This is a genomic window from Archangium lipolyticum (genome assembly GCF_024623785.1).
GTDB classification, from domain to species: Bacteria; Myxococcota; Myxococcia; order Myxococcales; family Myxococcaceae; genus Archangium; species Archangium lipolyticum.
Map to the genome: position 1 here is coordinate 158,572 of NZ_JANKBZ010000007.1, position 22,905 is coordinate 181,476.

A 22,905-nucleotide genomic window follows, 5' to 3' on the forward strand; every position below is an offset into this window, starting at 1 on the left:
CGGAAGGGGGCCGCCCGTCGTGCTTCATCCGGCGTGTTGGAGCCGCACGTTGCCGGGGAGCTGGCGCAGCAGGTTCATCAGCCGGAGCGACGAGTGGAGGCTGCCCTGGGTCTCCCAGGGATCGATCTTGTCTCCACCGTTGGTGAACTGGGGCGAGAGCACGAAGACGCGCACCCGGGCCCCTCTCATCATCGTGTGGAAGCGCGGGTCGCGCAGCAGGCCACCGCTCAGCCGCAGCTGGGGCGCGGGCTGGAAGTAGTCCAGGTCCAGGGAGAGCCAGTCCGCACCGGTCGCGCCGGGCTTGTCGAGCACCCGCCGCCAGTGCAGCTCCGTGGTGTCCACGAACCAGGGCACCAGGGTGGAGAAGCCCACGTCCCGGCCCGTCATCGTGGACGTCTGCTCGGCCTTCGCCGTGGTGAAGAAGACGTCCTCCTCGGTCAGCACGGGGGCCGAGCCCTCTGGCCGCTTCAGCCCCTCGATGAGCTTCCACCAGGTGGCCGCCTGCTGCGGCGTGCGCGCCTCCAGGAAGCCGTCCTTGCACCAATCGGAGTGACGGTCCGCGTGGAAGAGGCCTCGCGGCAGCTCACCCGTCGCCCGGTAGTGGTAGAGGGCCACGTCGAGCATGTGGTGGTCGCGGAGCACGTAGTCGGCCTGACCGGAAGGAGCCCTCATCACCAGGACGGTGCCCCGCATCACCGAGTCGACGTCGTGCATCGTGAGCGTCCCACGCCACGCGCGCTCCTCGAAGGCGAGCTGCTGTCCCTCGTAGGGCCGCTCGCCCGCGTCTCCGACCACCTCTTCCGGGCCGGACCACCGGTGCACCTTGCGCTCGAAGCGCTCCGCCTCTCCGTCCTCGAGGACCTCGCGGGCGACCTGCCGGATGTCGCTCGGCAGGCCAGGGCCGGGAATCTCCGGGGAGAAGCCGCCCGTCCGGCCGGGGCCCGCCACCGCGCGGAGCTGGAACGCATAGGCCGCGTCGGTGGGCTTCTTCCACTCGGAGTACCGGATGAGCACGGGGTTTCCCTCTCGATGGCCGCCTGCCTGGTGGCCAGAGGGGCTCGGCGGCTCGGGCGGTAGATGACCGGGAACACCGGCGCCGTCACGGAAATTGCGCGGCCCCGCCGCCTCTAACCCGCCAGACCCTGGAGATCCTCGATGATGCCCTGGTGCAGCCGGCGCCGCTCCGTCGAGACGAAGAAGTGGTCATTGCTCGGCAGCATGCGCAGGCGGAAGCCGACGTTGGTCTCCCGGCACCAGGCCTGGGCCTCGGCGGGGCTGACCTCCGGATCCCCCTCGGCGCCGAAGGCCGAGATGGGCACTTCCAGCGGGGGCTCGCTCGTGTACTGGTAGCTCTCGGCGACACTCATGTCCGCGCGCAAAGCGGGCAGGACCTCCTGCTGGAAGTCCTCGCTGGCGAGCACCTCCCGGGGCAGGCGGTACCGGGTGCCGATCCGCGCCAGGAACTCCGCGTCCGGCAGGTGGCTGACGGGAGGTGGGAGCTCCCCCCGGATGAACAGCGCCGGGCTGGCCGCGAGGAAGAGGCGCAGCGGCATCGGCTCCCCGGCGCGGCGCAGCAGGCGCGTCAGCTCGAAGGCGATGTTGCCGCCGAAGCTGTGCCCGAAGAAGGCGGCGGGCATCTGATTGAGGAAGGGGCGCATCATGCCCGCCAGCTTCTCGATCAGCTCGGTGAAGTGGGTGATGGGGGCCTCGCTACGGCGGCTGGCCCGTCCTGGCAGCTCGATGGGGCAGACCTCGATGAACGAGGGGAGCTGGGTGGTCCATAGCCGGAAGATGGAGGCATCTCCTCCCGCGAAGTGGAAGCAGAACAGACGCAGGCTCGCCTGTGGGCGCGGCTCGGGACAGGTGACCCAGCGGCGGTAGACGGGGGGAACGCGCATGCGGGTGGGACCATGCTCCGCAGTGCGGGCCGTCGCGTCAATCCCCCGGTGGGGCACATTCGAGCACGACTTCCAGGGCTCTCGGAGGTCTCCTGGACACGGGTGTCGGCTGGTCCACGGAACGGGTGCACGGCAACCACCGGTATTTCTTCTCAAGATCTGAGGATTTTCGCTCCCCCTGTCTGTGGATTCGCGGACGTGCAAACCATTGCGCGGACCTTCTGGGGGCCAGCTCGTGTGTCAGTCCTCCACCACGACCGTGATGGGCTGGCTCACCTGGGGACGGTGCACCATGGCCGCGGTGATGACGTGCTGGCCGGGCCTCAGGCTCCAGCGGAACTCGTGCGGGTACGTCACCGTGGCCACGGGCACTCCGTCCACCAGCCACACGATGGGCTCCGTACTGGGCGTCACGTCCGCCGCCAGCCGCAGCGTCGACGCCGACGCGGGCGTGTCCGGATCGTAGAGCAGCCGCACCGTGCCTCTCGGCTCGCGGATGGCCACCCTGGGCTCCAACTCCTCGGGCCGGCCCGGGCACAGCGGGCTCTCCCGCAGCGGCGCGATGTCCAGGTGCTGCCGCCGCGCCCACTGCTCGTACTCCTCCGGCAGCGCCAGCATCACCCGTGTCACCACCTCGCGCTCCGGGCAGGTGGGGCCCGCCCGCATTCCATTGCGCCGGTCCAGCCGGACGCGCGCGTGGAAGGGGCAGCTCTCCGTGGGGGCCGTGCCCGGGACGAACCACTCGCTCTTGCGGTGGGGGCAGTCCTGCCCCGCCAGCCGGCCCGACAGCGGGCACACGTCGATGGCCAGCGAGCCCGAGGGCGGAGGGAAGGTGTCCAGCACGGGCCGGTACGGGCGCCACCCGGGCATCACCGCGTCGAGAATCTCGTGCACCGCGCCGGCCGCTCCGAGCAGTCCGCCCAGGCCGTTCATCCGGCGCCAGTCGTGGTTGCCCACCCAGACGGCCACGAGCAGCCGGTCGCTGAAGGCCACTGCCCAAGCGTCGCGGTAGCCCTGGCTGGTGCCCGTCTTCACCGCCACGGCATACGGGTAGTCCAGCGCGCTGCCCGAGGGGAACGTGGGCCTCCGGGCCAGCGGGTCCGAGAGGATGTGGCGCACCAGCTGCGCCGACTCGCGCGTCATCAGCCTGCGCGGGGGCACCACCGGCTCGTCGATGAAGCGCCTCGGGGAGCGCGTCTCTCCCTCGTGCGCGAGCACCAGGTACAGCTTCGCCAGCTCCTCCAGGGTGACGTGCAGGTTGCCCACCGCGAGCCCCAGGCCATAGTGGTCCGGCTCGTAGGAGATGCCGCCCACGTCCGCCTTCGCGAGGAAGCGCAACGTCGGCTCCACTCCGACCTGCTCCAGCACCCGCAGGGCGGGGATGTTGCGCGAGTTGCCCAGCGTCTCGCGCAGCAGCATGGGCCCCAGATAGGTGTGGTTGACGTTCTCCGGCAGATAGGACCGGCCGCTCTCCGTCCTCATGTCCATGGGCGTATCCGCCAGCTCGGTGGCGGCGGTGACGATGCCCTTCTCCAACGCCAGTCCATAGATGAAGGGCTTGAGCGTGGAGCCCGGCGAGCGCCGCTGCTTCACGAAGTCGATGGCCCCCCGGTGCTCCTCGCTGAAGAAGTCCCGGGAGCCCACGTACGCGAGGATGTCTCCCGTCTCCGTGTCCAGTACCAGCGCGGCGGTGTTGCCCGCCCCCGCGCCATCGAGCCGGTCCAGGTTCCTCTGGAGGATGCGCGCCACCTTCGATTGGATCTCCAGATCCAACGTGGCCGTGGAGATGGGCTGGGAACGGGCCCGGGCCAGCTCGCTCCACTCCAGCACCGCGTGCAGCGCCTCCGGCATGCGCTGGGGCCGGGGCACCAGGCCCAGGTCCGCCCGCAGTGCCTGCTCCAACTCCTCGTGCGAGAAGGCGCCCCGCGCGTGCAGGGCGCGGAGGATGCGGTGGCTGCGCTTGAGAGCCCGCCGCAGGCCATCCTCGGCGTACGGGTTCATCCGCCCGGGGAGCTGCGGCAGGCCCGCGAGGAACGCGGCCTGGGCCCAGGACAGGTCCTCCACTGGCTTGTCGAAGTAGAGGCGCGCGGCGCGCACCACCCCGTGCACCCGGTTTCCGTAGGGTGCGATGGCCAGGTATTGGCGCAGCACCTTCTCGTGGCCGTGCTCGCGCACGAGCAGCAGCGCCTCCACGGCCTCGCGCGCCTTGCGCCAGAGGTGGCGCCCTCCGGGCGTCTGCATCCGCGCCACCTGCATGGCCAGCGTGGAGGCCCCGGAGATGACGCGCAGGTTGCGCGCGTTCTGCAACAGGGCCCGCCCCACCGACGGCAGGTACACGCCCGGGTGCTCGTAGAAGTGCCGATCCTCCGTGACGAGCGTGGCCTGGACGATGCGCTCGGGCAGCACGTAGGGCACCGGCCAGTAGCCGAGCTCCCCGCCCGCTCCGGGCACCTCGCCCAGGTACGCGCCCCGCCGGTCCAGCACGAGGCGCGAGGGCTCGTAGGTGAGCAGCCCGTCCTGGAGGCTGGAGGCGAACCACACACCCGCTCCCAGCACCACCAGGACGAGCGCGGCCACCACCCGCCCGCGTGTCCACCTACTTCTCATGCTCTCCCTTCACGAGGATGCGCAGGCCCTCGCCGCGGCCGCGCACCGACTCGCGGTACATCAGCTCGGCCCAGGGCGCCGGGTGCACGAAGGAGCCCTCGGTGGCGGCGCGCACCCGGAAGTGGAAGGTGTGCGTGCCCCGCGGCATCCGCAGGAAGTAGTAGCGCACCTCGTGGTCCAGCCGCTGCACGTAGGCCGGCGTGAGCGAGTCCGCTTGCGACGGCTTCGCGTCCGACGAGGCGTTCGCCAGCTCCGGGTTGAGCGGCTCGAGGCCCGCGGCGAAGGGCACCACCAGCGCCACGTGGTTGCGCTCCTCCTCGGTGACGACGCGCGCGTGCAGCTCCAGGATGTCGCCCACCTTCAGGTCCTTCGCGTCCCCGGCCTTGTCGTCGAAGTGCGTCTGCTCGGAGCCATCCGCGTGCAGCCAGGTGGCGCCACGCGAGACGATGAAGCCCTGCTTGAGCGGCGTCACCTTGTCCCCTGGCGTGGCCGGCACGTATTGAGCCTCGACCCGCATGCCCACCGGGCCGCCCTTCACCGTGGCGGACAGCTGCGCGTCACTGGCCACCTCCGCCCGGGCCGTCTTCGTGTTCTTGTCCACCTGGAGCGTGGCTCCCGAGGACAGCGTCACGGTGGTGTCCGGCACGGTGGGCTTCGCCTTCTCCATGTACAGCGCCAGCGCGGCGATGGCCCGGCGGTTCTCGAAGGTGCTGCCGAAGCCCACCTCCGCGTTCGCGTAGGAGAGGAGCGCGTCGCGCAGCTGGTCGAGCCGCTGCTCGGCCGGGTCGAGCCGCACCAGCGCCTCGAAGACGGCCGCCACGCTGGAGGGCCGCGAGCTGAGGAAGCCGTAGTCCCCCCACGAGGCACGGCGCCAGTTGAGCCCCTCGAAGACGGGCTTGCCCTTGCTCAGCTTGATGATGACGCTGTCCCACAGCTCCTTGCGCAGCACCTCCAGGTTGTTGCGGTACACCATGGGCTGCGCGGACATGGTGGTGGCCAGGTCCGCCAGGCTCTGGATGTCCAGGCGCTCGCGCAGCTGGAAGAGGTCGATGAGGTAGTGCTCGTCCAGCGAGCCCACGCGGGTGAGGGCGCGCAGCGCGGAGATCTGCTGGCTGTACCGCCACTCCTGCACGAGCCCCGGGTAGTCGCTGCGCAGCACGCGCTTGAGGCCCTCCACCGCGCGCGTCTGGAGCTTCTCGTCCACCTTCAGGCCCGCGCGCCGCGCCGCGTCCAGGAACTCCACCGCCTGCGCCGTCACCTGCACATCGCCCGGTCCTCCCGGCCAGAAGGCGAAGAGGCCCTGCTCGTCCTGGTACTGGCCCATCTCCTCCTGGATGCGCTGGACGTGCCCGGAGATCTGCTTGCCGAAGGGCGTCTTCACCGTCAGCTCGCGTAGCACCGCCGCCTGCGCCACGTCCGGATACAGCTGCGACAGCTTCTGCTCGAGACAGCCGTGCGGGTACTCGGCCAGGTACTCCAGGCCGGACACCAGCTCCAGCACTCCGGGGATGGAGGTGATGAGCACCTCCTGGGAGGCGGTTCCCGGACGGGCCGGCTCGGGCAGCGCCTTGAGCTGCGTGGTGCCCGCCTTCAGCGTGTCGAAGTACGCGAAGTGCTCCACCGAGCGGTCCGGCAGCACGGGCAGCTGCACCTCGAAGGCATCTCCGGCCTTGTCCGACTTGCGCTCGATGTCCACCCGCACCTTGAGCGTCTGCGGCTCGGACACGTCCGCGTTCTTCACGGTGATGGGCGTGACGAAGCTCATGGCCCTGTTGGCCTGCAGCTCCACGTTCTGACTGAGCGGCTGGAGGTCCGCCGGGCCCGACACCTTCACCGCCACCGAGCCGGGGCCACCGCTGCCCTCGACCACCCGTCCCACCGCGCCGCCCCAGAAGCGGTCTCCCTGGCGCACGAAGCGGGGGAGCTGCGGCTGCACCAGCACCGGCAACCGCACGCGCAGCACCGTCTGCTTGTAGCCGAAGCGCTGCAGCCCGGAGATGGCCACCGCGCGCACCCGGAAGTTGGTGAGGTCGTCCGACAGCGGCACCTGCACCGTCAGCTTGCCGGACGCCGGCACCTGTAGCGTGGCCTGGTAGTACGGCACCGTCTGGAAGTTCTTGCGCACCACGCGCTTGCTTCCACCCTCCATCTCCTCTTCCTCGCTGCCGTCACCGCCGGGCTCCTCCTCCTGCTCGAAGAGCTTGCCCACCAGGCTGTTGCGCGTGTCCCGCAGCGTGGTGCCGCGCGTGTTCTCCTTGATGAGCTCGTCGAGCGGGTTGAGCGTCCCCTCCGGCGCCAGTGACAGCACGGCCTCGTCCACCAGCCACAGCGTCACCTCGCCGGCCAGCGGCTTGCCCTGATCGTCCTTGAGGGTCAGCTCCACGGGAACGGTGGCCCCCGGGCGAGTCGTCTCCGGGTGCTTGAGCTCCACCGCCACCTGGTTGCGCACCGGCTCCACCTTCACGTCCACCGACGCCCCGAGCGTCTGCGGCCGGTAGCGCGCGTCATCCTTGTCGCCCTCGCCCAGGCGGCCTCGCATCAGCGCCACGTGCACCGGAACGTTGGGCACGTGCTGCGCCCGGATGGCCAGCTCGTGCACTGCCTTGCCACCGGACACCTCGTGCCACGTGTACGTGTTGCCGCCCGGCTCCTCCACCACCACCAGCGCGCGGCCCTCCTGGAAGGGGCTCTGGATGATGAGGCGCGCCGTCTCGCCCGGCTTGTACGCGTCCTTGTCCGGGGTGAGCCCGAAGACACCCTGGCGCGACTTCTGCCAGGCGATCGGCGTCTGGCCTCCCACGTACAGGTCCGCCGACAGCGTCTGCACCCGGCCCAGCTTGTCGCGCGCCACCAGCTCCACCATGTACACGCCGGACTCCTTCAGCTCGAAGGGCGGCGAGACGGGCTTCTCCTCGGTGGTGATGAGCTTCTCCGCGAGCTTCACGTCCTCCTGCTCGGTGACGTACTTCGCCTCGCCGGTGGCGAAGTGCGTCTCGCGCAGCTGGCTGTGCCAGATGCGCTTGTAGAGGCGCACCGTCACCTCCTGGCCCTTCACCGCCTTGTCGTCCACGCCCACCGCGAGGATGTCCGGCGTCAGCGTGAACGGCTTGTCCGAGTAGCGCGGCAGCTTCATGCCCAGCACGAACGGCGGCAGCGCGCGCACCTCCTGCGCCGTCGAGACAGGCTGGTTGTCCGCGCCGGTGACGGTGGCCTCGAAGCGGTAGACGCGCGCCGAGCCGTCCAGATCCAACGCCGGGTTGACGCTCATCTCGTCCGCGCCGTTGTCGTCCAGCGTCGCGTTGCGCGTCATCGTCTCGGGGGCCCGGCTCTGTCCCTCGCGCGCGAACTGGGTGCTGGAGGCGAAGAGGAAGCCCTCGCGCCCCTTGGGCACGTAGTAGTGGGGGCGCCGCGTGACGGTCCACGAGATGGGCTGTCCGGCCACGTTGCCGCCCGCGTAGTAGCGCGCCACCGCCTTCACCTTGAAGGGCCCATCCAGGCGCACCGTGGCGGGGCTGGAGAGCTGCACCTCGAAGGTGGGAATGCGGTAGGCCTCCACCTTGAAGCCCCGGCGCGCGAGCACCCGCTCCGTGCGCTTCTCCACCAGCACGACCTGGAAGTCGCCGGTGGGCACGTCCTTCTCCTGGAACTCGGCGGAGAAGCCGTACAGCGCGGTGAAGGCCAGCGGGAGCGGCCACTGCCGTTCGCCCGGGCCCTCCACGCGCAGCAGGTACTGGTTCGCGTCGCCGGGGGACACGAAGTCCCCGCCCTCCTCGTTGCGCAGGAAGCCCTTGATGTAGACCTTCTCACCCGGCCGGTAGATGGGGCGCTCGGTGAAGAGGAAGCCGCGCAGTCCATCGTTCGGCGGCGGCGGCGTCTGCTGCGTCAGCCATCCCAGCCAGCCCGAGGACGCCGACCAGTGGTTGTTGGCGAAGGCCGCCGGGGCCTCGCGCGGATCCAACACGAGCACGTCCTCGCCATTGCGCACGGAGACGCGATCGATGCTCTCCCAGCTCGGCTGGGGGCCGAGGTTCGCCCGGCCCGCCGCGTCCGTGGTGAGCTCCAGCGTGAAGGGCTCCACGCGTGTCGCTTCCCTCTGCTTCGGGTCCGGAACGCGGTGATGGCCCTCCAGTACGATGCGCGCGCCGCGGACCTCCTTCGCCTCGTCCAGCGTGCGCACGAAGAAGACGGCCTCGTCCCGCTCCTCCACCGTGGTGAGCGAGAGGTTGGTGACCTGCACCCGGACATAGGCGCGCTCGGGGGCGCCGGTGAGCCGCCGCAGGCCCACGAGGTACGTGCCGGGCCGGGACTTGCCCACCACCGGGTTGAGCAGCGGCGCCAGGTCCAGGCCGAACGTGGTGGTGCCGCCGCGCTTGGGCAGGGGCAGGTCCACCAGCGTGGAGACGAGCGGCGAGCCCAGCAGCCGGATGTTCGCTTTCAGCTCGTCCTCGCCGATGTAGGCGGGGTTCGGCCGCGTCGCGGGCTCCTCGCCGGGGAAGGGCGGCGCGCTCTCCTCGTTGATGACGATGGGCCGGTTGGGGAAGGGCCACAGGCCAGGGTGGAGCGGATCCACCCGGTAGATGCGCACGTCCGCGCGCGCGTCGCCGTAGCCCTGCAGCGGCAGCATGCTCGGGCCCCGGGTCTCCACCAGCGCGGTGGACTGCATCCAGCGCAGGAAGGGCCTCTTGAAGTCCAGGTGGAAGAAGACCTGGAGGTCGCCCGGATCTCTCAGGGGCCGGTCGCTGTCGTCACGGATGGGCGCGGCGCCGATGCGCATCCGGTACAGCGTGTCCGGCACGAACTTCCCGCGCAGCGCCACGCGCGTGCCGTACGTCTGGAAATGCAGATCCGGCACCGCGGGCTCCAGCCGCACCAGCTTCTTCAGCGCGGTGAGCGAGAGGCCCTCCACCGGCGCGGAGAAGACGAGCTGCGGCAGGTCTCCCTGGTTGCCGCACGAGAGCGCCATGTCCCGGGGCGTGGAGGCCCCGCCCGTCAGCGAGAACTGGCTCCCGCCGCACTGCACCTGCTGAAGGTGGAAGGCGGGCCGCGTGGACAGCCGGCCCACCCAGAGCACCTTGTCCTCGTCCCCCAGGGCGAGGCTCACGTTGACGCGCAGCTGCTTGCCCTCGGGCACGTCCTCCTCGAGGGTGATGGCGTAGACGGCCCGCTCGCGCTGGTTGCCGCGCGGCAGCTGCGACAGCGTCCAGTCCTTCAGCACGCGCGTGGGCGAGTCCGCCAGGCCGGGCAGGTCGCGCACCTCCAGCCGCAGCATCTTCTTGAGCGCGTCGAGCGGCAGCGACTGGGGGAAGGTGAGGGTGAAGGTCCGGAAGGGCCGCAGGTCCGAGCTGTCGGGCGACGGCGACATCTCCGAGGGCGCCGACATCATCGTGGTGAGGATCTTCCGCGTGCCGCGCGCCTCGAAGGAGAAGCGCGCCAGCGCGGGCCAGGGCTCGGCGGGGCGGAACTGGAGCGTCTTGCGATCCGCCCAGAACCACTGGCCGGGCCACGAGGGCTTCACCTCGAGCAGCTTCGCGCCATCGTCGGCGCTCTGCTTGCCGGGCCCCACGTTGTCGGGGAAGTAGACGGTGACCGGATCGAACCCGCGCAGGAACTGGTCGGGGAGGATTCTCACCCCCCCGCCTTCGGGGCGCTGGCTCTCGTCGGCCGGACGGTACTCCTGCGCCCGCGCGGGAGCGGCCGCGAGCAGCAGGAGCAGGCAGAGGACGGAGTTCAGGAGCGGTTTCACGGGTTGGCTCCGATGCGATTGAAGAAGTCGCGCAGGTACTCCTCGGGGACGTCCGTCTTGGCGCCGGCGAGTCCCACGAGGACGGGCTTGAAGGGGAGGGGACGCTCCAGCGTGCTGGGCGCGCGGATGGCGAGCAGGTACGTGCCCTTGTCCAGGGCGAGGAACTGCTGGCAGCCCTCGCCCAGCACACGCTGGGCGGTGTCGAGCACGGTGCACTCGAGCCGCTCGGCGGGCACTTGCAACCCGAGGCCCACGTGGCCGGGGGAGGCGGTGCTGAAGCGGAAGTAGCGCGTCTGGCCCGGCGATACCCAGCCGTCCTCCTTGGAGACGCCCTCGGTCAGCTCCTTCACCGGCTCATGCGTCCAGGTGACGTTGCCGGAGAGGGGCTGGCCCGCGAAGCCTCGCACCACCAGGCGGTAGGTGCCGGCCGGCAGCAGCCGGTCGATGGCGAAACCGCGCTCCAGGCCCGCCACCGCGATGACGGTGTCGTCCCGGGTGAGCCCGAAGACGCCCGAGTCGCCCCGGAGGTGCACGACGGCGTCCGCGGGCAGGGTGAGGGTGCGCTCCACCGTCTCGCCAGAGAGGCGCAGGGCGCGTGCGGCGGGCAGCTCGGGTGCCTTCCCCTTGGAGGAGGGAGGCAGCAGGGCCGTGTTCAGCTGAGCCGGCGGAGCGAGCACCGCGCGCAGGCCGCCCGGGTTCGTCTCCAGCAGCAGACTTCCCCGGCGGCCCGGCGGCACCTGGGCGTTGCAGCCCTCCAGCCGCGTCCCATCCTCGAGCGTGGCCACGCACCGCGCCGCACCCGTCACCAGGTACTCGCGTGCGCCATCCGCCGCGTCGAAGGACAGCAGCTGCTGGCCGGGCACCCGGTTGAGCGTCTCGAAGAGGCGCGCGAGGGGCACGGCCGGCTTCGCCGCCTCCACCCCGAGGACCTCCGCCTGCACGCGGGAGTCGGTGGGAGACCAGACGAACACCGCGCCACCCGAGCCGCTCAGGACGCAGCGGGAGAGCGCATCGCCGGGCGAGCACAGGTCCACCGCCGTCCCCTTGCCGTCCACCAGCACGGCCCAGGCCTCCTGGGGAAGCGAGAGCTGCACGCGCGCCGGCTCGCCGGGCATCACCAGGCGGACCGAGGCACCGCCACTCCAGGTCAGGTCCTGCAACCCGGGCGTCAGCGTCATTGAGGAGCGCGGGACTGGAATGGCGAGCCGTGTGACGGAGGCCTCGCCCTTCTCAATCGCGGGCGTCCACCAGCGCGCGAGCGACTCTTCCGTGGGGCCAGTGGCCGCGAAGCACGTGGAGCTCCGCTGGTGCGACACGCCGCCGTCCAGCCGGCAGGCCGGGTAGGCCGGGTCTCCAAACGGCACGCTCACGCTCAGCAGGTGCAGGGCCTCCTTCTTCGAGCGCTGGCGCAGCAGCGTCACGTCCCGGCTCAGTGGGGCGCGCTCCGTCTCGGAGCTCTCCAGCGTGTCCACGCGCTCATCGAGGGAGGGTTTCGTCGCGCCGGTGGCTCCCGGTACGCCGAATACCCAGGCACCGGCCTCCAGCGAGGACTCGGGGCCGCACGGCCGCAGCGGACCCTGCTGCGAGGCGGGCAGGCAGTAGACACCCTTGCCCGTCTCGTAGCGGCCCGGCTTGGACACCTGCGCGCTCGTGGCCGGTCGTGCCGCCACGCTGGTGGTCACCTTGGTGGGCTGGCCCAGTGTCCAGACGCGCACGCGCCAGGGCGAGGTGCCCGGCTTCAGCAGCATCAGGCACTCGCGGACATCCATGCGACGCGACACCACCGCGCCGCGCTCGTCCTCCAGCGCGCACGAGAAGGGGGCCTTGGCGCGCAGGGTCACGTGTTGCAGCGCGTCCGCGGGCACGGGCGGCAGCGAGGCACGCACCACACCGGTGCTCACGTCCAACGTGCCGCCCTCGGCGAGCACCCCGGCGTCCGTCACCTGGGCCAACGCGACGGAGACACGGCTGGAGCCCGGCCTCTGTGTCTGGCTCTCCAGCACCAGCGTGTAGTCCCCCGCGGGGAGCGGCTCGGCGATGGCGCAGTTCCAGTCCGCGCCATGGTCCGCGCTCTCCACCACCAGCCGCCCCACGGCGTCGAAGACGCGGCAGCGCACGTCCGTGCTGCCACGCGTGGACAGGCGCAGCGTGCCGTCCACCGGCAGCACCAGCGAGTAGCGGCCGGGCGCGCTCACGTCCTTGTCCATGGGCGGCGCGAGCACCTCGGTGCGCAGGTACAGCGCGTAGGAGATGGCCACGTCGCCCCGGCTGTGCTCCGCCACCAGCTTGTAGCGTCCGGGCTCGAGCGTGAGGGCCTGTCCATCGGGAGGTGGAGACGCCTTCGTCGGAAGCGGCTCCGCGACCGCGGCCGGCGCGCTCTCCTCCTCGTTCGCGGGGGGCGGGGCCTCCTCGGGGGGCGGGGCCTCCTCGTAGGACTCGGAGGGCTGCTCCTCTCCCTCTCCGCCACCCTCGCTCTCGGAGTACTCCGAGGACTCGGACGACTCCGTGTACTCGGGCTCCGGCGTCGGTTCCGGCTCCGGTTCCGGCGGAGGAGGCGGCGGCGGGGGCTCGTACGCCGTCTGCGGGGCGATGACATCCACGGGCTTGAGCGCGCCGTCCGAGGCCACCGCGTAGAGCCGGCCCTGCATGCCGTGGGTGAGCGTGAAGAACACGCTCATCCGCGCCGGGGCCTCGAAGGTGAATTCGTCCTTGCCGTCCTTGCCGAGGTCCGCCCGGTACCATTCATTGAAGCGCACCGGGTGCACCTTGTTGCTCTTGAACACCACCGGGGGGACCACGCGCTCCAGGGCGGTGCGGCGCATGGACTCCACCGTCAGCGGCAACTGCGTCCACAGGTACGTGCCCTTGGCCAGCCGCATCGGCTGCTCGCAGGCCGTGGGCACCGGCACCACCGGCCAGCCCTTCGGGTCGTCCAGGCGGCACTGGAGCGTCGCGCCCAGGGCCGCGGTGGAGAGGGTGTAGTCCGCGGCGCGGGGGACCGTGAGCCGCTGCTGGATGAGGTCGCCCGCGTCGACGCGGAAGAACGCCTCGCCATCGGCGGTGACGCCCTGGGCCGTCTTCACGTCGCGGCGCTCCAGCAACACGGCCCCCCGGCCCCTGCTCTGGCCCGTGGTGCGCGCGGTGAGCAGGTAGCGGCCGGGCCGCAAGTAGGTGGACACGAGGCAGTTGCGCCCACGCCCTCCACCCGAGGCGCTGCCCACCTGTGGCACCACCGGCGTGCGGATGCTGCACTGGGTGGACAGCAGGCCCTGCGTCGTCACGTGGTAGAGGCCCTCCTTCTTGACGTCGAAGGTGAGCGAGTGCGACTCGCCGCGATCGAAGTCGAACCAGGCGGGCTCGGACGGTTGGAGCGCGGGCAGCGGCGGGAAGGTGGGCGAGTACGTGCTCAGCGGCGGCTGCGCCTGGGGTGGTGGCGGGGGCCTGCGCAGCAGCAGGGACACGGAGCCGCTTCCCGGCTGGGACAGCGTGAGTGTCCCGCCCGAGGCCGGGAGCTGGCAGCGCCCGTCACGCGCCTCCACCCGGTTGCCTCCCACGGCGCACGAGAAGGGCTCTCCGCCGGACGAGCGCACCTCGGCGGTGACGCCCCGGGCCAGCGGCAGCTCGACGGGGCTCGTGCCATCGAGCACCACGGGCAGCGGCGAGACGGGGTCGATCGGCAAGGGCCGCACGTAGAGGCCGCGCAGGGAGTTGCTCGGACTCCGGTTGGCGAAGACACGGTAGGTGTGGCCCTGCTGCAGCTCCGCGCCCTGGATGAGACACGACGTCTTGGTGGGCGTGTCCGCCTTGGGCTCGCGGCCCTCGGCGGCGAGGGTGAGGCGCTCGATGCCCTGGGTTCCGCCGTACAGCTTCAGCTCGTACACGCCGGGCGCGGCCGTGTAGGGGACGCGGCACGTCTCCGCCTTCGGGTCCGTCTCGATGAGCCGGGTGCGTCTGGCGCCGTCCACCAGGTACAGCTCGCAGCGGCTCCTGCGATCACCGCTGGTGGAGAAGACGTAGCGTCCGGAGCGCGTCACCCGGAACCAGAGGGTGGCGGTGGAGCCGTTGTAGTTGAACGCGCGGCGGAACGGGCGCTCCGGGCCCACCTCCAGCACGTCGGACGCGACGGGGACCCAGTCCCTGTTGACCGCCGTCTCCAGCATGCAGCCCAGGGGCGCGCTGTCCGCGTCCACGGGCACCTCGTGCAGCCCCACCAGGAACGTTCCGGAGGAGGGGGCCACGAAGCGCGGCGTCACTCCGCCCTGGCCGTAGTTGCCGTCCGCGAAGGTGTCATCCGTCTCGAGGCTCGCCCACTGCAACGTCAGCCGCGTGCCGGGCTCGCCTCGGAGGAGCGCCACGTGCCGGCCCGGGCTCCCCGTCATCGCGCTGCACTCCGGGACGAGCGCCTTGGGTTGGATCTGGCAGCCCGCCTCGGCGCCCGAGGTGACGTTGCTGGCCCCCTCGTTGGAGAGGCCGTGGAGGCTCACGCGGCTGGAGGACTGGCCCCCCTCTCGGGAGAGGAAGATGGCGATGGGGCCCGAGGGCAGCTCCACCGCGCTCATCCCCCAGGGCGGCACGGTGACACTCAGCGAGCGCTCCGGAGGCGCCTTCGGGAAGCCATAGGCCACGGAGAGGGTGTTGTCCTCCTTGCCCTCGGTCCACTCCTTCGGGGCGGTGCCATAGGTGGTGAGCAGGTAGTTGCCCGGCTCGAGCGTGGTCTCCAGCCACCACTCATATTGAGGTTGCCCGGCGCGGGGCTGGGTGGAGGCGTCCTTGATCTCGACGGGCTCCAACCACGCGCCGTTGCGCCACAGCCGCACGTCTCCGGCGGTGCGGCCGGACACCCGCAGGCTGACGGGCTGGCGCTGGTCGAGCTTCAGCCAGAAGGAGGCCTGGTGGCGCGGGGCGAGCACCTGACGCACCTCGCGGCCCGGCTCCAACAGCACCGGCTGGGCGTTGTCCTCGGCATACGGAACGGCTTGAAGGTCCACCTTTCCCTTGGTGCCCTTGCCCTTGGTGTTCGACGCGAGGCGCAGCTTGTAGGTGCCCGCGTCCAGCAGCAGGTCCAACGTGCAGTTGGAGCGGCCGGCGGCGCCGTCCTGGGCGAAGGGGCCGCGCACCTGATCCACCAGCTCGCACGAGGTGCCGGAGGGGGTTCGCGCGGTGATGACCACGCGGGAGGCCGTGTCGAGGGTGACGAGAGTCTCCTGGTTGCCTCGCGCCGGGACGGAGGCGGGAGAGAGGCTGACGGCGTGCAGCACCAGGAGGGAGACCGACAGCGGAGAGAGGAACATGAGGGCCTCTGGCAGAGGCGCCGCGCGAGGAGGGGCGCGGCCAGATGCGCCTCTGCATAGCAGCAATCATCAGGCCACCCCAAAGGGGCCCGGTGGGACGAGGAGTGTGGCCACCCGGACGCGCTGTCGCGGTCCATGGCCCACGGTGCTCCCCGGGCCCCACGCCATGGGATACAGCACCCTCGCTCGCTGGGGAGGGGGGAGGGCGGGCGAGAGCCCCATCAAACGGTGGGTTCGGGAGACGCGCCCCTATGTCCCGGGTGGGCCGAGGTCTCCACGTCTTGGCGATGGGCCGCCAGAGTGCGCAGCTTGCTCGGGTGAGGATGCGCGGGCCCAAGGCAATCATCTTCGAGGTGGATGGGACGTTGGTGGACACCAACGTGTTGCGTGCGAGGGCCTGGCAGGATGCCCTGGCCCGGTACGGGCGTCAGGTGCGGCTGCCCCGGGTGCTCGCGCAGATGGCGCGCGAGGGAGACCGGTTCCTCTCCGCCTTCCTCCCGGAGGCCGAGTACGAGCGCTACGCCGAGGAGCTGGCGAGCTACCACCGCGCCATCTTCCACGAGCAGTACCTGGGGCGGGTGAAGCCCTTCCTCGGGGTGCCCGAGCTGCTCCGGCACCTGCGCGACGAGGGGTGGCGCATCGCCCTGGCCTCCACCGGGGACCCCGACGAGCTGGAGCACTACATCGAGCTGCTCGGGGTGGAGGACCTCATCGACGCGCGCACCACGGACGCCGAGGTGGACCACTCCCGGCTGAACGAGGAGATTCCCGCGGAGGCCATCCGCCTGTTGGGGCTGGATGGCACGGACGACACGCTGGCGATCGCGGGACTCCCCTACGACGTGGAGGGCTCCGTGCGCCTGGGGGTGCGGTGCATCGGGCTGGTGTGCGGCGGCTTCTCGGAGGACGACCTGCGCTCGGCCGGAGCGCTCGCCGTCTTCGGCACGCCGCAGGATCTGCTCACGCGCTACGCCGAGTCGCCGCTCGCCGCGGATGGTTGAGCCGGGCCCCGGGGCGATGTCACGCCTCACAGCGCCCGGCTCTCGTCCCCGTCACGCCGCCTTGGAGATCTCCTCGGCCTGCACCGCACCGTCTCCCGAGCCGCCGCTGCGCGTCATGCGGCTGTAGAGCGACAGGGACGGATCGAAGAGGAACTTCAGCCACAGCGCCGTCCACGAGTTGTGGGAGTGCAGCGAGTCGTAGAACTCGGGGGCGAGCTGGCGCACCTTGGGCAGGCGCGTCCAGGGCACGCGCATCACGTCGTGGTGCTCGTTGTGGTAGCCGACGTTGAAGGCCACCCAGTTGAGGGGCCCGTAGTACGAGTACGTCTCCTGGGGCGGCTTGACCAGGTAGTGCTCCTGGATCCACCGCGCGCCCAGCGGGTGCAGGCCGATGGCGAAGATGGACGAGAGGAACATGTAGACGAGCGCGCGGGGCCCGAGCAGCGCCCAACTCGCGCCGATGAAGGCGAGCTGGATGGTCATGTTCGCCACGTACCAGCGGTCGAAGAAGGGCACGCGCCTGAGGCGCGGCACGCGCAGGGCCTGGAAGGCCCAGAAGTTGAGCATCCAGAAGGCCTTGCCGAAGAACGTGTTGCCCACGAGCTTCGCCTCGAAGGGGGTGGCCAGGTCCGCGTCCAGCTCCGTGTCCCCTTGGAAGCGGTGGTGGATGAGGTGGTACTTGCGGAACGAGGCGGCCGCCGGGAACAGGATGGGCAGGTTGGTGAAGAGCTGCAGCGCGGCGTTGAGGCGCGGGCTGCGGAAGACGAGGTTGTGGGTGCACTCGTGGATGAGCACCCAGAGGCCGTGGTCGATGAAGGCGCCGACCAGCCACGCGGTGGCCAGCAGGGCCCACCAGGGCGAGTCACGCAGGGCCCAGGCGATCGCCACCTGGCCCCCGACCAGGAGGAGGACGAACAAGGCGGTGATGCGAGTGGGGCCGCACAGCTCCTTGATCTCGGGGTGCGCGCGCAGGATGGCGCGGGCTCGCTCGAGGTGGGGCTCTTTCTCCGTGCTACGGGCAAACTCCAGAGGGCGCGACTGACTCAAGACAGCTCCTTACGGTCGTACGAAGCGGGGGGGCGCGCAGCTTGTCACACCCGTCCCGTCCGACGCCATGCGTCATTGCGGCCCCCCTTCTACCATCATTCCAGTGTGAAACTCTGGGCGCCGGCCTGGGTTCGGATGGATTGGAGGATGGCCTTGTCGAGGGTGTCGTTGCCCTCGGCCCCCGGTGCCTTCTTCTGGGCCTCCAGGTACTTCTGCCGCTCCAGGTTCAGCTGCTGGATGCGGTCGCGGATCGCCGCGCGCTCCTTTTCCTTGGCCTCGACGATGGCCCGGCGCTGCTCGAGGCTCTTGCCGCGCAGCTCCGCGGGCAGGTCCTCGTCCTTGAGCTTCTCCAGCCGCACCGCGCCCGTCTTCGTGCCGTCCACCAGGTCCCAGTTCGCGTTGTCGTAGAGCCGCGAGGCCTTGGACACCGCGCGCGTGGTGGCGCTCACGATGTTCGTGCTGGCGTTGGCATCCTGGGCGACCTGCCGGTTCTTCGCCTCCGCGCCACCGCGTCCGTAGCCCAGGTACGTCTTGTTCATCTCCACGCCCAGCCGGGCGATCTCCGCGTCCTGGGGCGCGGCCACCATGGCCACCGCCCGGTTCTGGTTGATGCTGAAGGACTGTCCGCCCGCGAGGGTGGCTCCGTCCGTCCAGCCGGTGCGGGCTCCTTCCTCGGTCTGGCCGCAGAAGATGGTGTTCACCACGATGCCGCGCTCCTTCGCCGCCGCGATGGAGGTCTGGAACGGCACGGGTCCCTGGTTGAAGGGCTCGTTGCCCGCGATGTAGATGATCTTCAGATCTCTCTTGGACTGGCTCCACTCGAGCTGCTGCGTCGCCTTCTGGATGACCTGGCCGCAGAACTCGTCGCCGCCGTTGGTCCTCAACGAGAAGAGCTGCTCGGACACCCGGTCCAGATCCGTGGTCAGGGGCAGCACCTGGCGGATGTAGCCTCCCTCGGGAGACAGCCCGCTGTTGCCGTACTCGTAGAGGGCGATCTCCAACCGCGCCGACTGCCCATCGCGCCGGGCGTTCTGGAAGGCATTCACCACCGTCCAGAGCTGGCGCTTGGCCTGCTCGATGAGGCCATTCATGCTGCTGCTGGTGTCGAGCAGCAGGGCGAGCTGCACCCGGGGGGCGGAGATGGCCGCCTCGAGCGCCCCGGGCGACACGGGAGGCTGGGACTGGGCCGCGGGCGGGGTGGGGGGATTGGAATGCGCGGACGCGAGCCCAGGCAGGGCCAGCAGGCCCAGGCAGAAAAGGGAGGATTTGAGCATGGGCGTTTCAACGAACGTCCTTGGAAAAAGATCTCCCGCGCTGATAGGCCCCCGCCGACATGACCTCGAGCCTCACCCTGCTGGCGGGCCCCGACGCGCTGCGCCTGATTCGTGAACGCGGCCTGCGCGCCGACGACATCGATGTTCTCCCCGGAGCCTCCGGCGGACCGAAGTGGTTGGTGCTGGCCGGGCTCGACCGGGTGCTGTTCGGGGAGTTCCTCCAGGGACGGACCCGTCCGCTCCACCTCATCGGCTCCTCCATCGGAAGCTGGCGGCTGGCGTGTCTCGCCCAGAAGGATCCGGTGGCGGCGCTGGAGCGGTTCGCCGAGACATATATGGAGCAGCGCTATCCGCCCAAGCCCCCTCCCTCGCTGGTGAGCACCACCAGCCAGGGCATCCTGGACGCGCTCCTGGGGCCGGACGGCGAGGAGCAGATCCTCTCCCACCCCTGGGCTCGGCTGCATGTCATCACCACCCGCTGCCGGGGCCTCACCGCCAGCGAGCAGCCCCAGGTGCAGATGCTCGGGCTCGCGCTCGGCGCCCTGGGCAACCTGGTGAGCCGCCGTACCCTGGGGCTCCAGATGGAGCGGGTCATCTTCCACGGCGCGGGGGACACCAGCCCGTTCACGGGGCTCGCGGACCTGCCCTCCGTCCACCTGCCCCTGACGCGGGAGAACCTGCGCCCGGCCCTGCTGGCCTCCGGCTCCATCCCCCTCGTGTTGAGTGGGGTGCGCATCCCCGGGGCCGGGTCCAGCGTGTACCGGGATGGAGGGGTGCTCGACTACCACCCCGACCTGGCGTTCGGTCCGGGTGAGGGCCTGGTGCTCTACCCGCACTTCTACCCGTATGTGGTGCCCGGGTGGTTCGACAAGTCCCTGCGCTGGCGCCGGGCGGGCCCCACCAACTTCCGCCGGGCGCTGCTCATTTCTCCGTCTCCCGAGCTCGTCGCGCGTCTGCCGTACGGGAAGATTCCGGACCGGGAGGACTTCGTCCGGCTGCCGGATGCCGAGCGGCTCCGCGCCTGGCGGCAGGTGCTGGCGGAGGGGCAGCGGATGGGAGACGAGCTGCGTGAGTTGCTCGCCAGCGGGAGGCTGGCCGAACGCATCCGGCCCCTGTGAGCAGTGGGTTTTCTGACGCACCCGCGTGCGCGTCGCCGGGTCCATCCAGCCACGCGGTGAGTCCGCGCGACCACGCATCGCGCCCCCCGGCTCCGTGTCTACCCGCTCGCCCGCCGGGCATCCGTCCTGCATTGCCCTCCATCCAGAGAGGGCACTCATGAACGAGCAGAAGCAGAACGAAGAGAAGCAGGGCGAAGAGAAGCAGAGCGAGCCGAGACAGGACGAGCCGAGGCGGGGCGAGGTCCTCGCGAGGATGCTGTCGCTGGCGGGCGAGGCCGCGCGCGGGATGGTCAGCCGGGTCCGGTGGCTCATCTACGCCGAGCGGGGCCGCCGGGTGATGACCGGGCTGGCGGTGACGGGCGTCGTGGCCGGGGTGGTGGTCGCCCAGCCCGTCTGCATGATCGAACCGGGCGAGGTGGGCATCCGGGTCAACCGGCTCACCGGCAACGTCTCCGAGCTCCACGAGGGCTGGTCCTTGTTGGTGCCCCAGGTGCACCGGCTCAGCCGCTACAGCCTGAAGGACCAGACCTACTCGCCCACCCGGAGCGCCCGCGCCACGGATCCGGCCCCCTTCCAGTCCGTGGAAGGCCTGTCCATCGGCGTCGAGGTCAACATCCGCTACGTGCTCGACCCGGCGCGCATCCAGACCCTGGCCGCCCGGCTCCCGGAGAACGTGGGCCGCGACATCATCGAGCCCGCCATCGACGGCGTGCTGCGCCGCCACTTCGCCCAGCACACCGTCCGGGAGATCTTCTCCACCCAGCGGGTCCAGATCCAGAAGGACATCTCCGCGGAGCTCGCGCCCCTGCTGGCCGCCGATGGCGTCCTCGTCCGCTCCGTCACCCTGGGCAACGTGGACCTGCCCCAGCAGTACCGCACCGGCATGGAGGCGCTGCTCGCCGAGGAACTGAACGCGGAGAAAATGCGCTACACGCTCGAGCTCAAGGACAAGCAGGTCAAGCAGTCCGCGCTGGAGGCCGAAGCCGACAAGGTCCGGCGCGAGAAGGCCGCCGAGGCCGCGGGCAACGAGGAGGTCATCGCCGCCAAGGCCAGGGCCGAGGCCATGCGCCACGTCCTCCCCTTCAAGGAGAAGGAGATCGAACAGCGGCGCCTGGAGGCCGAGGCCGCCAAGGTCTCCCGCCTCACCCTGGCCACCGCCGAGGCCGAGGCGCACCGCATCGAGGCCGCTGGCGAGGCCGATGCCCGGCGCAAGCTCGCCGAGTCCGACGCCTACCGCGTGGAGGTCACCGGCAAGGCCGCCTCCGAGCAGCTCGCCCGCGACGCCGAGCTCATCACCCGCAACCCGCTGCTCATCCAGAAGACGCTCGCCGACAAGCTGTCCGACAAGATTCAAGTCATCATCGCGCCGCCGCAGGCGGGCGGGTTCATCGCCGGCAACCTGCTGGGACAGCCGCAGGGCGCGTCTTCGTCCCAGGCCGTGGCCAGCTCCGCGACGTCCACCCAGGAGGAGTAGGCGCCATGCTCGCCACGCTCGTCGCCATCGCCCTCGTGGTGCAGGACCAAGCGCCCCTGCGCGCCGCGCCGCAGGACTCCGCTCCCCGCCAGGCCACCCTCTGGCAGGGCGAGTGGCTCGAGGTCCGGGGAGAGAAGCAGGGCTTCATCCAGGTGTACGACCATGGCCGCGAGCGGCCCGGCTACGTGCGCGAGCACCAGGTGCGCATCTACCGCCTGGACGAGGCGAGCGTGCCGAAGCTCCAGGCGGTGGTGGAGTTCCTGAAGGACACGCCGGGCGCGGAGGCGCTGGGCATCGGCTACGCGGCGGCGCTGCTGCGCGCGGCCCCCGCCTCGCAGGTGGGCCCGGAGCTCTTCGATGCGCTGGGCACCCTGGCGGACCGGCTCGCCCGGCGTGCCACCTCCAACAGGACGAACGACGTGGCCCTGGCGGCGCACCTCGACGTGGCGGCCAGCTACGGGGTGAAGCTCGTCAGCTTCGAGCGCGAGGGCCGCACCCGCGTCTGCTACGACGGCGAGGCCTTCCGCCGCGTGCTGGCGCTCGGGGGCAGCCCCGAGGCGAGGCTCCGGGCGGCGCTCTCGCTGACGCGGCCGGAGTGCATCGACCCGGCGCTCAACCCGGTGGCACGGCAGGCGCTCGATGAGTGGCGCGGCTCGGTGCTGGAGCAGGTGGATGGGGGCCGGCTGCCGGCGTACCTGGCCAACCGCCTCCACCTGCGGCGGGCCGAGGTGTACGCGGCCCTGTCCTTCCAGCTCTCCCGCCGCGGTGAGGCCCAGCGGGGCGCGAAGGCCAGTGCGCGCGCGGTGGAGGAGCTGGCGCGCGTGCTGAAGGCGGAGCTGACCGAGGAGGACAAGCCGGCCTATTCCATGGCCGCGGTGCGGGTGGGGGCCTCGCGCCATGCCTCGGAGCCCATGCCCGAGAAACCGGGCTCCGGGCCGGTGCTCGAGCTGGCGCAGGGGCAGCCGGGAGAGACCTGTCTGCGCCTGGTGGACGCGAAGGACCCCAAGGCCCCGCTGTCCGAGCGCTGCACCTATGGACTGGTGTGGCCCGGCTCCGTGCGGCGCTCCGCCCAGGGCTCGGCGGTGGCGGTGGCGGTGCAGATGTTGGAGGGCTGGACCGAGCTCTGGGTCTTCCACCAGGAGGGCGGCGCGTGGGTGCTGGATGCGCTGGCGCCCGCGGCGACCGAGCCCGTCCTGGGCTACGTGGAGCTCGCGGGCTTCTCCCCGGACGGCTCACGCGTGCTGGTGGCCCGCGAGGCCCTGGTGGACGGAAAGGTGAAGTCCTCCTTCCAGGTGCTCAAGCGAGAGACGTTGCTGCCAGAGAAGAGCGCCGGGAGCCCGGATGCCCTGGGCTCCTTCCAGCGGTGGAGCTCCTCCGACTGGCGGGGCCGTACCGTGGCCGTACGGTGAGTCATGATGCGGTGCGTCGTGTTGCCCCGTGGCTCCGTCTTTT

Annotated in this window: 11 protein-coding genes; 4 read left to right on the plus strand and 7 right to left on the minus strand. The window is 70.9% G+C overall.

Annotation, left to right across the window (positions count from 1 at the left end; all coding sequences use genetic code 11):
• Positions 1-24: 24 nt before the first annotated feature.
• The 5 genes from NR810_RS17615 to NR810_RS17635 all read right to left on the minus strand — a co-directional run bounded on the left by NR810_RS17615 (position 25) and on the right by NR810_RS17635 (position 15,539).
• Entirely contained in the window at positions 25-1,014 is a 990-nt protein-coding gene (locus NR810_RS17615; RefSeq protein ID WP_257453810.1) for a hypothetical protein, read from the minus strand.
• A gap of 113 nt (positions 1,015-1,127) precedes the next feature.
• Positions 1,128-1,898 carry a thioesterase II family protein gene (locus NR810_RS17620; protein ID WP_257453812.1) on the minus strand — a complete coding sequence of 257 codons (771 nt, stop codon included), beginning with the start codon at positions 1,896-1,898 and terminating at the stop codon, positions 1,128-1,130.
• A 240-nt stretch (positions 1,899-2,138) separates the two neighbouring features.
• Entirely contained in the window at positions 2,139-4,505 is a 2,367-nt protein-coding gene (gene pbpC / locus NR810_RS17625) for a penicillin-binding protein 1C (RefSeq protein ID WP_257453814.1), read from the minus strand.
• Positions 4,495-10,248 (minus strand): alpha-2-macroglobulin family protein, encoded by a 5,754-nt coding sequence (locus NR810_RS17630; protein ID WP_257453816.1) that lies wholly within the window; start codon positions 10,246-10,248, stop codon positions 4,495-4,497. Before NR810_RS17630 ends, pbpC begins: the two co-directional genes overlap by 11 nt.
• Positions 10,245-15,539: a hypothetical protein gene (locus tag NR810_RS17635; protein WP_257453818.1), complete on the minus strand. Its 5,295-nt coding sequence runs from the start codon at positions 15,537-15,539 to the stop codon at positions 10,245-10,247. The genes NR810_RS17630 and NR810_RS17635 overlap by 4 nt, the downstream gene beginning before the upstream one ends.
• 323 nt (positions 15,540-15,862) lie before the next feature.
• Between NR810_RS17635 and NR810_RS17640 the strand changes: the two genes are divergently transcribed.
• Positions 15,863-16,540, plus strand: a complete 678-nt coding sequence (locus NR810_RS17640) for an HAD family hydrolase (protein ID WP_257453820.1) — start codon at positions 15,863-15,865, stop codon at positions 16,538-16,540.
• A 51-nt stretch (positions 16,541-16,591) separates the two neighbouring features.
• On the opposite strand, the gene NR810_RS17645 is transcribed toward NR810_RS17640, so the two are convergent.
• A complete protein-coding gene (locus NR810_RS17645; RefSeq protein WP_257453822.1) occupies positions 16,592-17,587 on the minus strand; it encodes a fatty acid desaturase in 996 nt (331 codons plus the stop codon).
• 95 nt (positions 17,588-17,682) lie between these two features.
• Positions 17,683-18,861 carry a vWA domain-containing protein gene (locus NR810_RS17650; protein ID WP_257453823.1) on the minus strand — a complete coding sequence of 393 codons (1,179 nt, stop codon included), beginning with the start codon at positions 18,859-18,861 and terminating at the stop codon, positions 17,683-17,685.
• Positions 18,862-18,920: 59 nt separating this feature from the next.
• Here NR810_RS17650 and NR810_RS17655 point away from each other — a divergent pair, with 59 nt between their 5' ends.
• The 3 genes from NR810_RS17655 to NR810_RS17665 all read left to right on the plus strand — a co-directional run bounded on the left by NR810_RS17655 (position 18,921) and on the right by NR810_RS17665 (position 22,862).
• Positions 18,921-19,979 carry a patatin-like phospholipase family protein gene (locus NR810_RS17655; protein WP_257453824.1) on the plus strand — a complete coding sequence of 353 codons (1,059 nt, stop codon included), beginning with the start codon at positions 18,921-18,923 and terminating at the stop codon, positions 19,977-19,979.
• 157 nt (positions 19,980-20,136) lie between these two features.
• Positions 20,137-21,453, plus strand: coding sequence for an SPFH domain-containing protein (locus NR810_RS17660; RefSeq protein WP_257453826.1), 1,317 nt, complete (start codon positions 20,137-20,139; stop codon positions 21,451-21,453).
• A gap of 5 nt (positions 21,454-21,458) precedes the next feature.
• Positions 21,459-22,862 (plus strand): hypothetical protein, encoded by a 1,404-nt coding sequence (locus NR810_RS17665; RefSeq protein ID WP_257453828.1) that lies wholly within the window; start codon positions 21,459-21,461, stop codon positions 22,860-22,862.
• Positions 22,863-22,905: the final 43 nt, after the last annotated feature.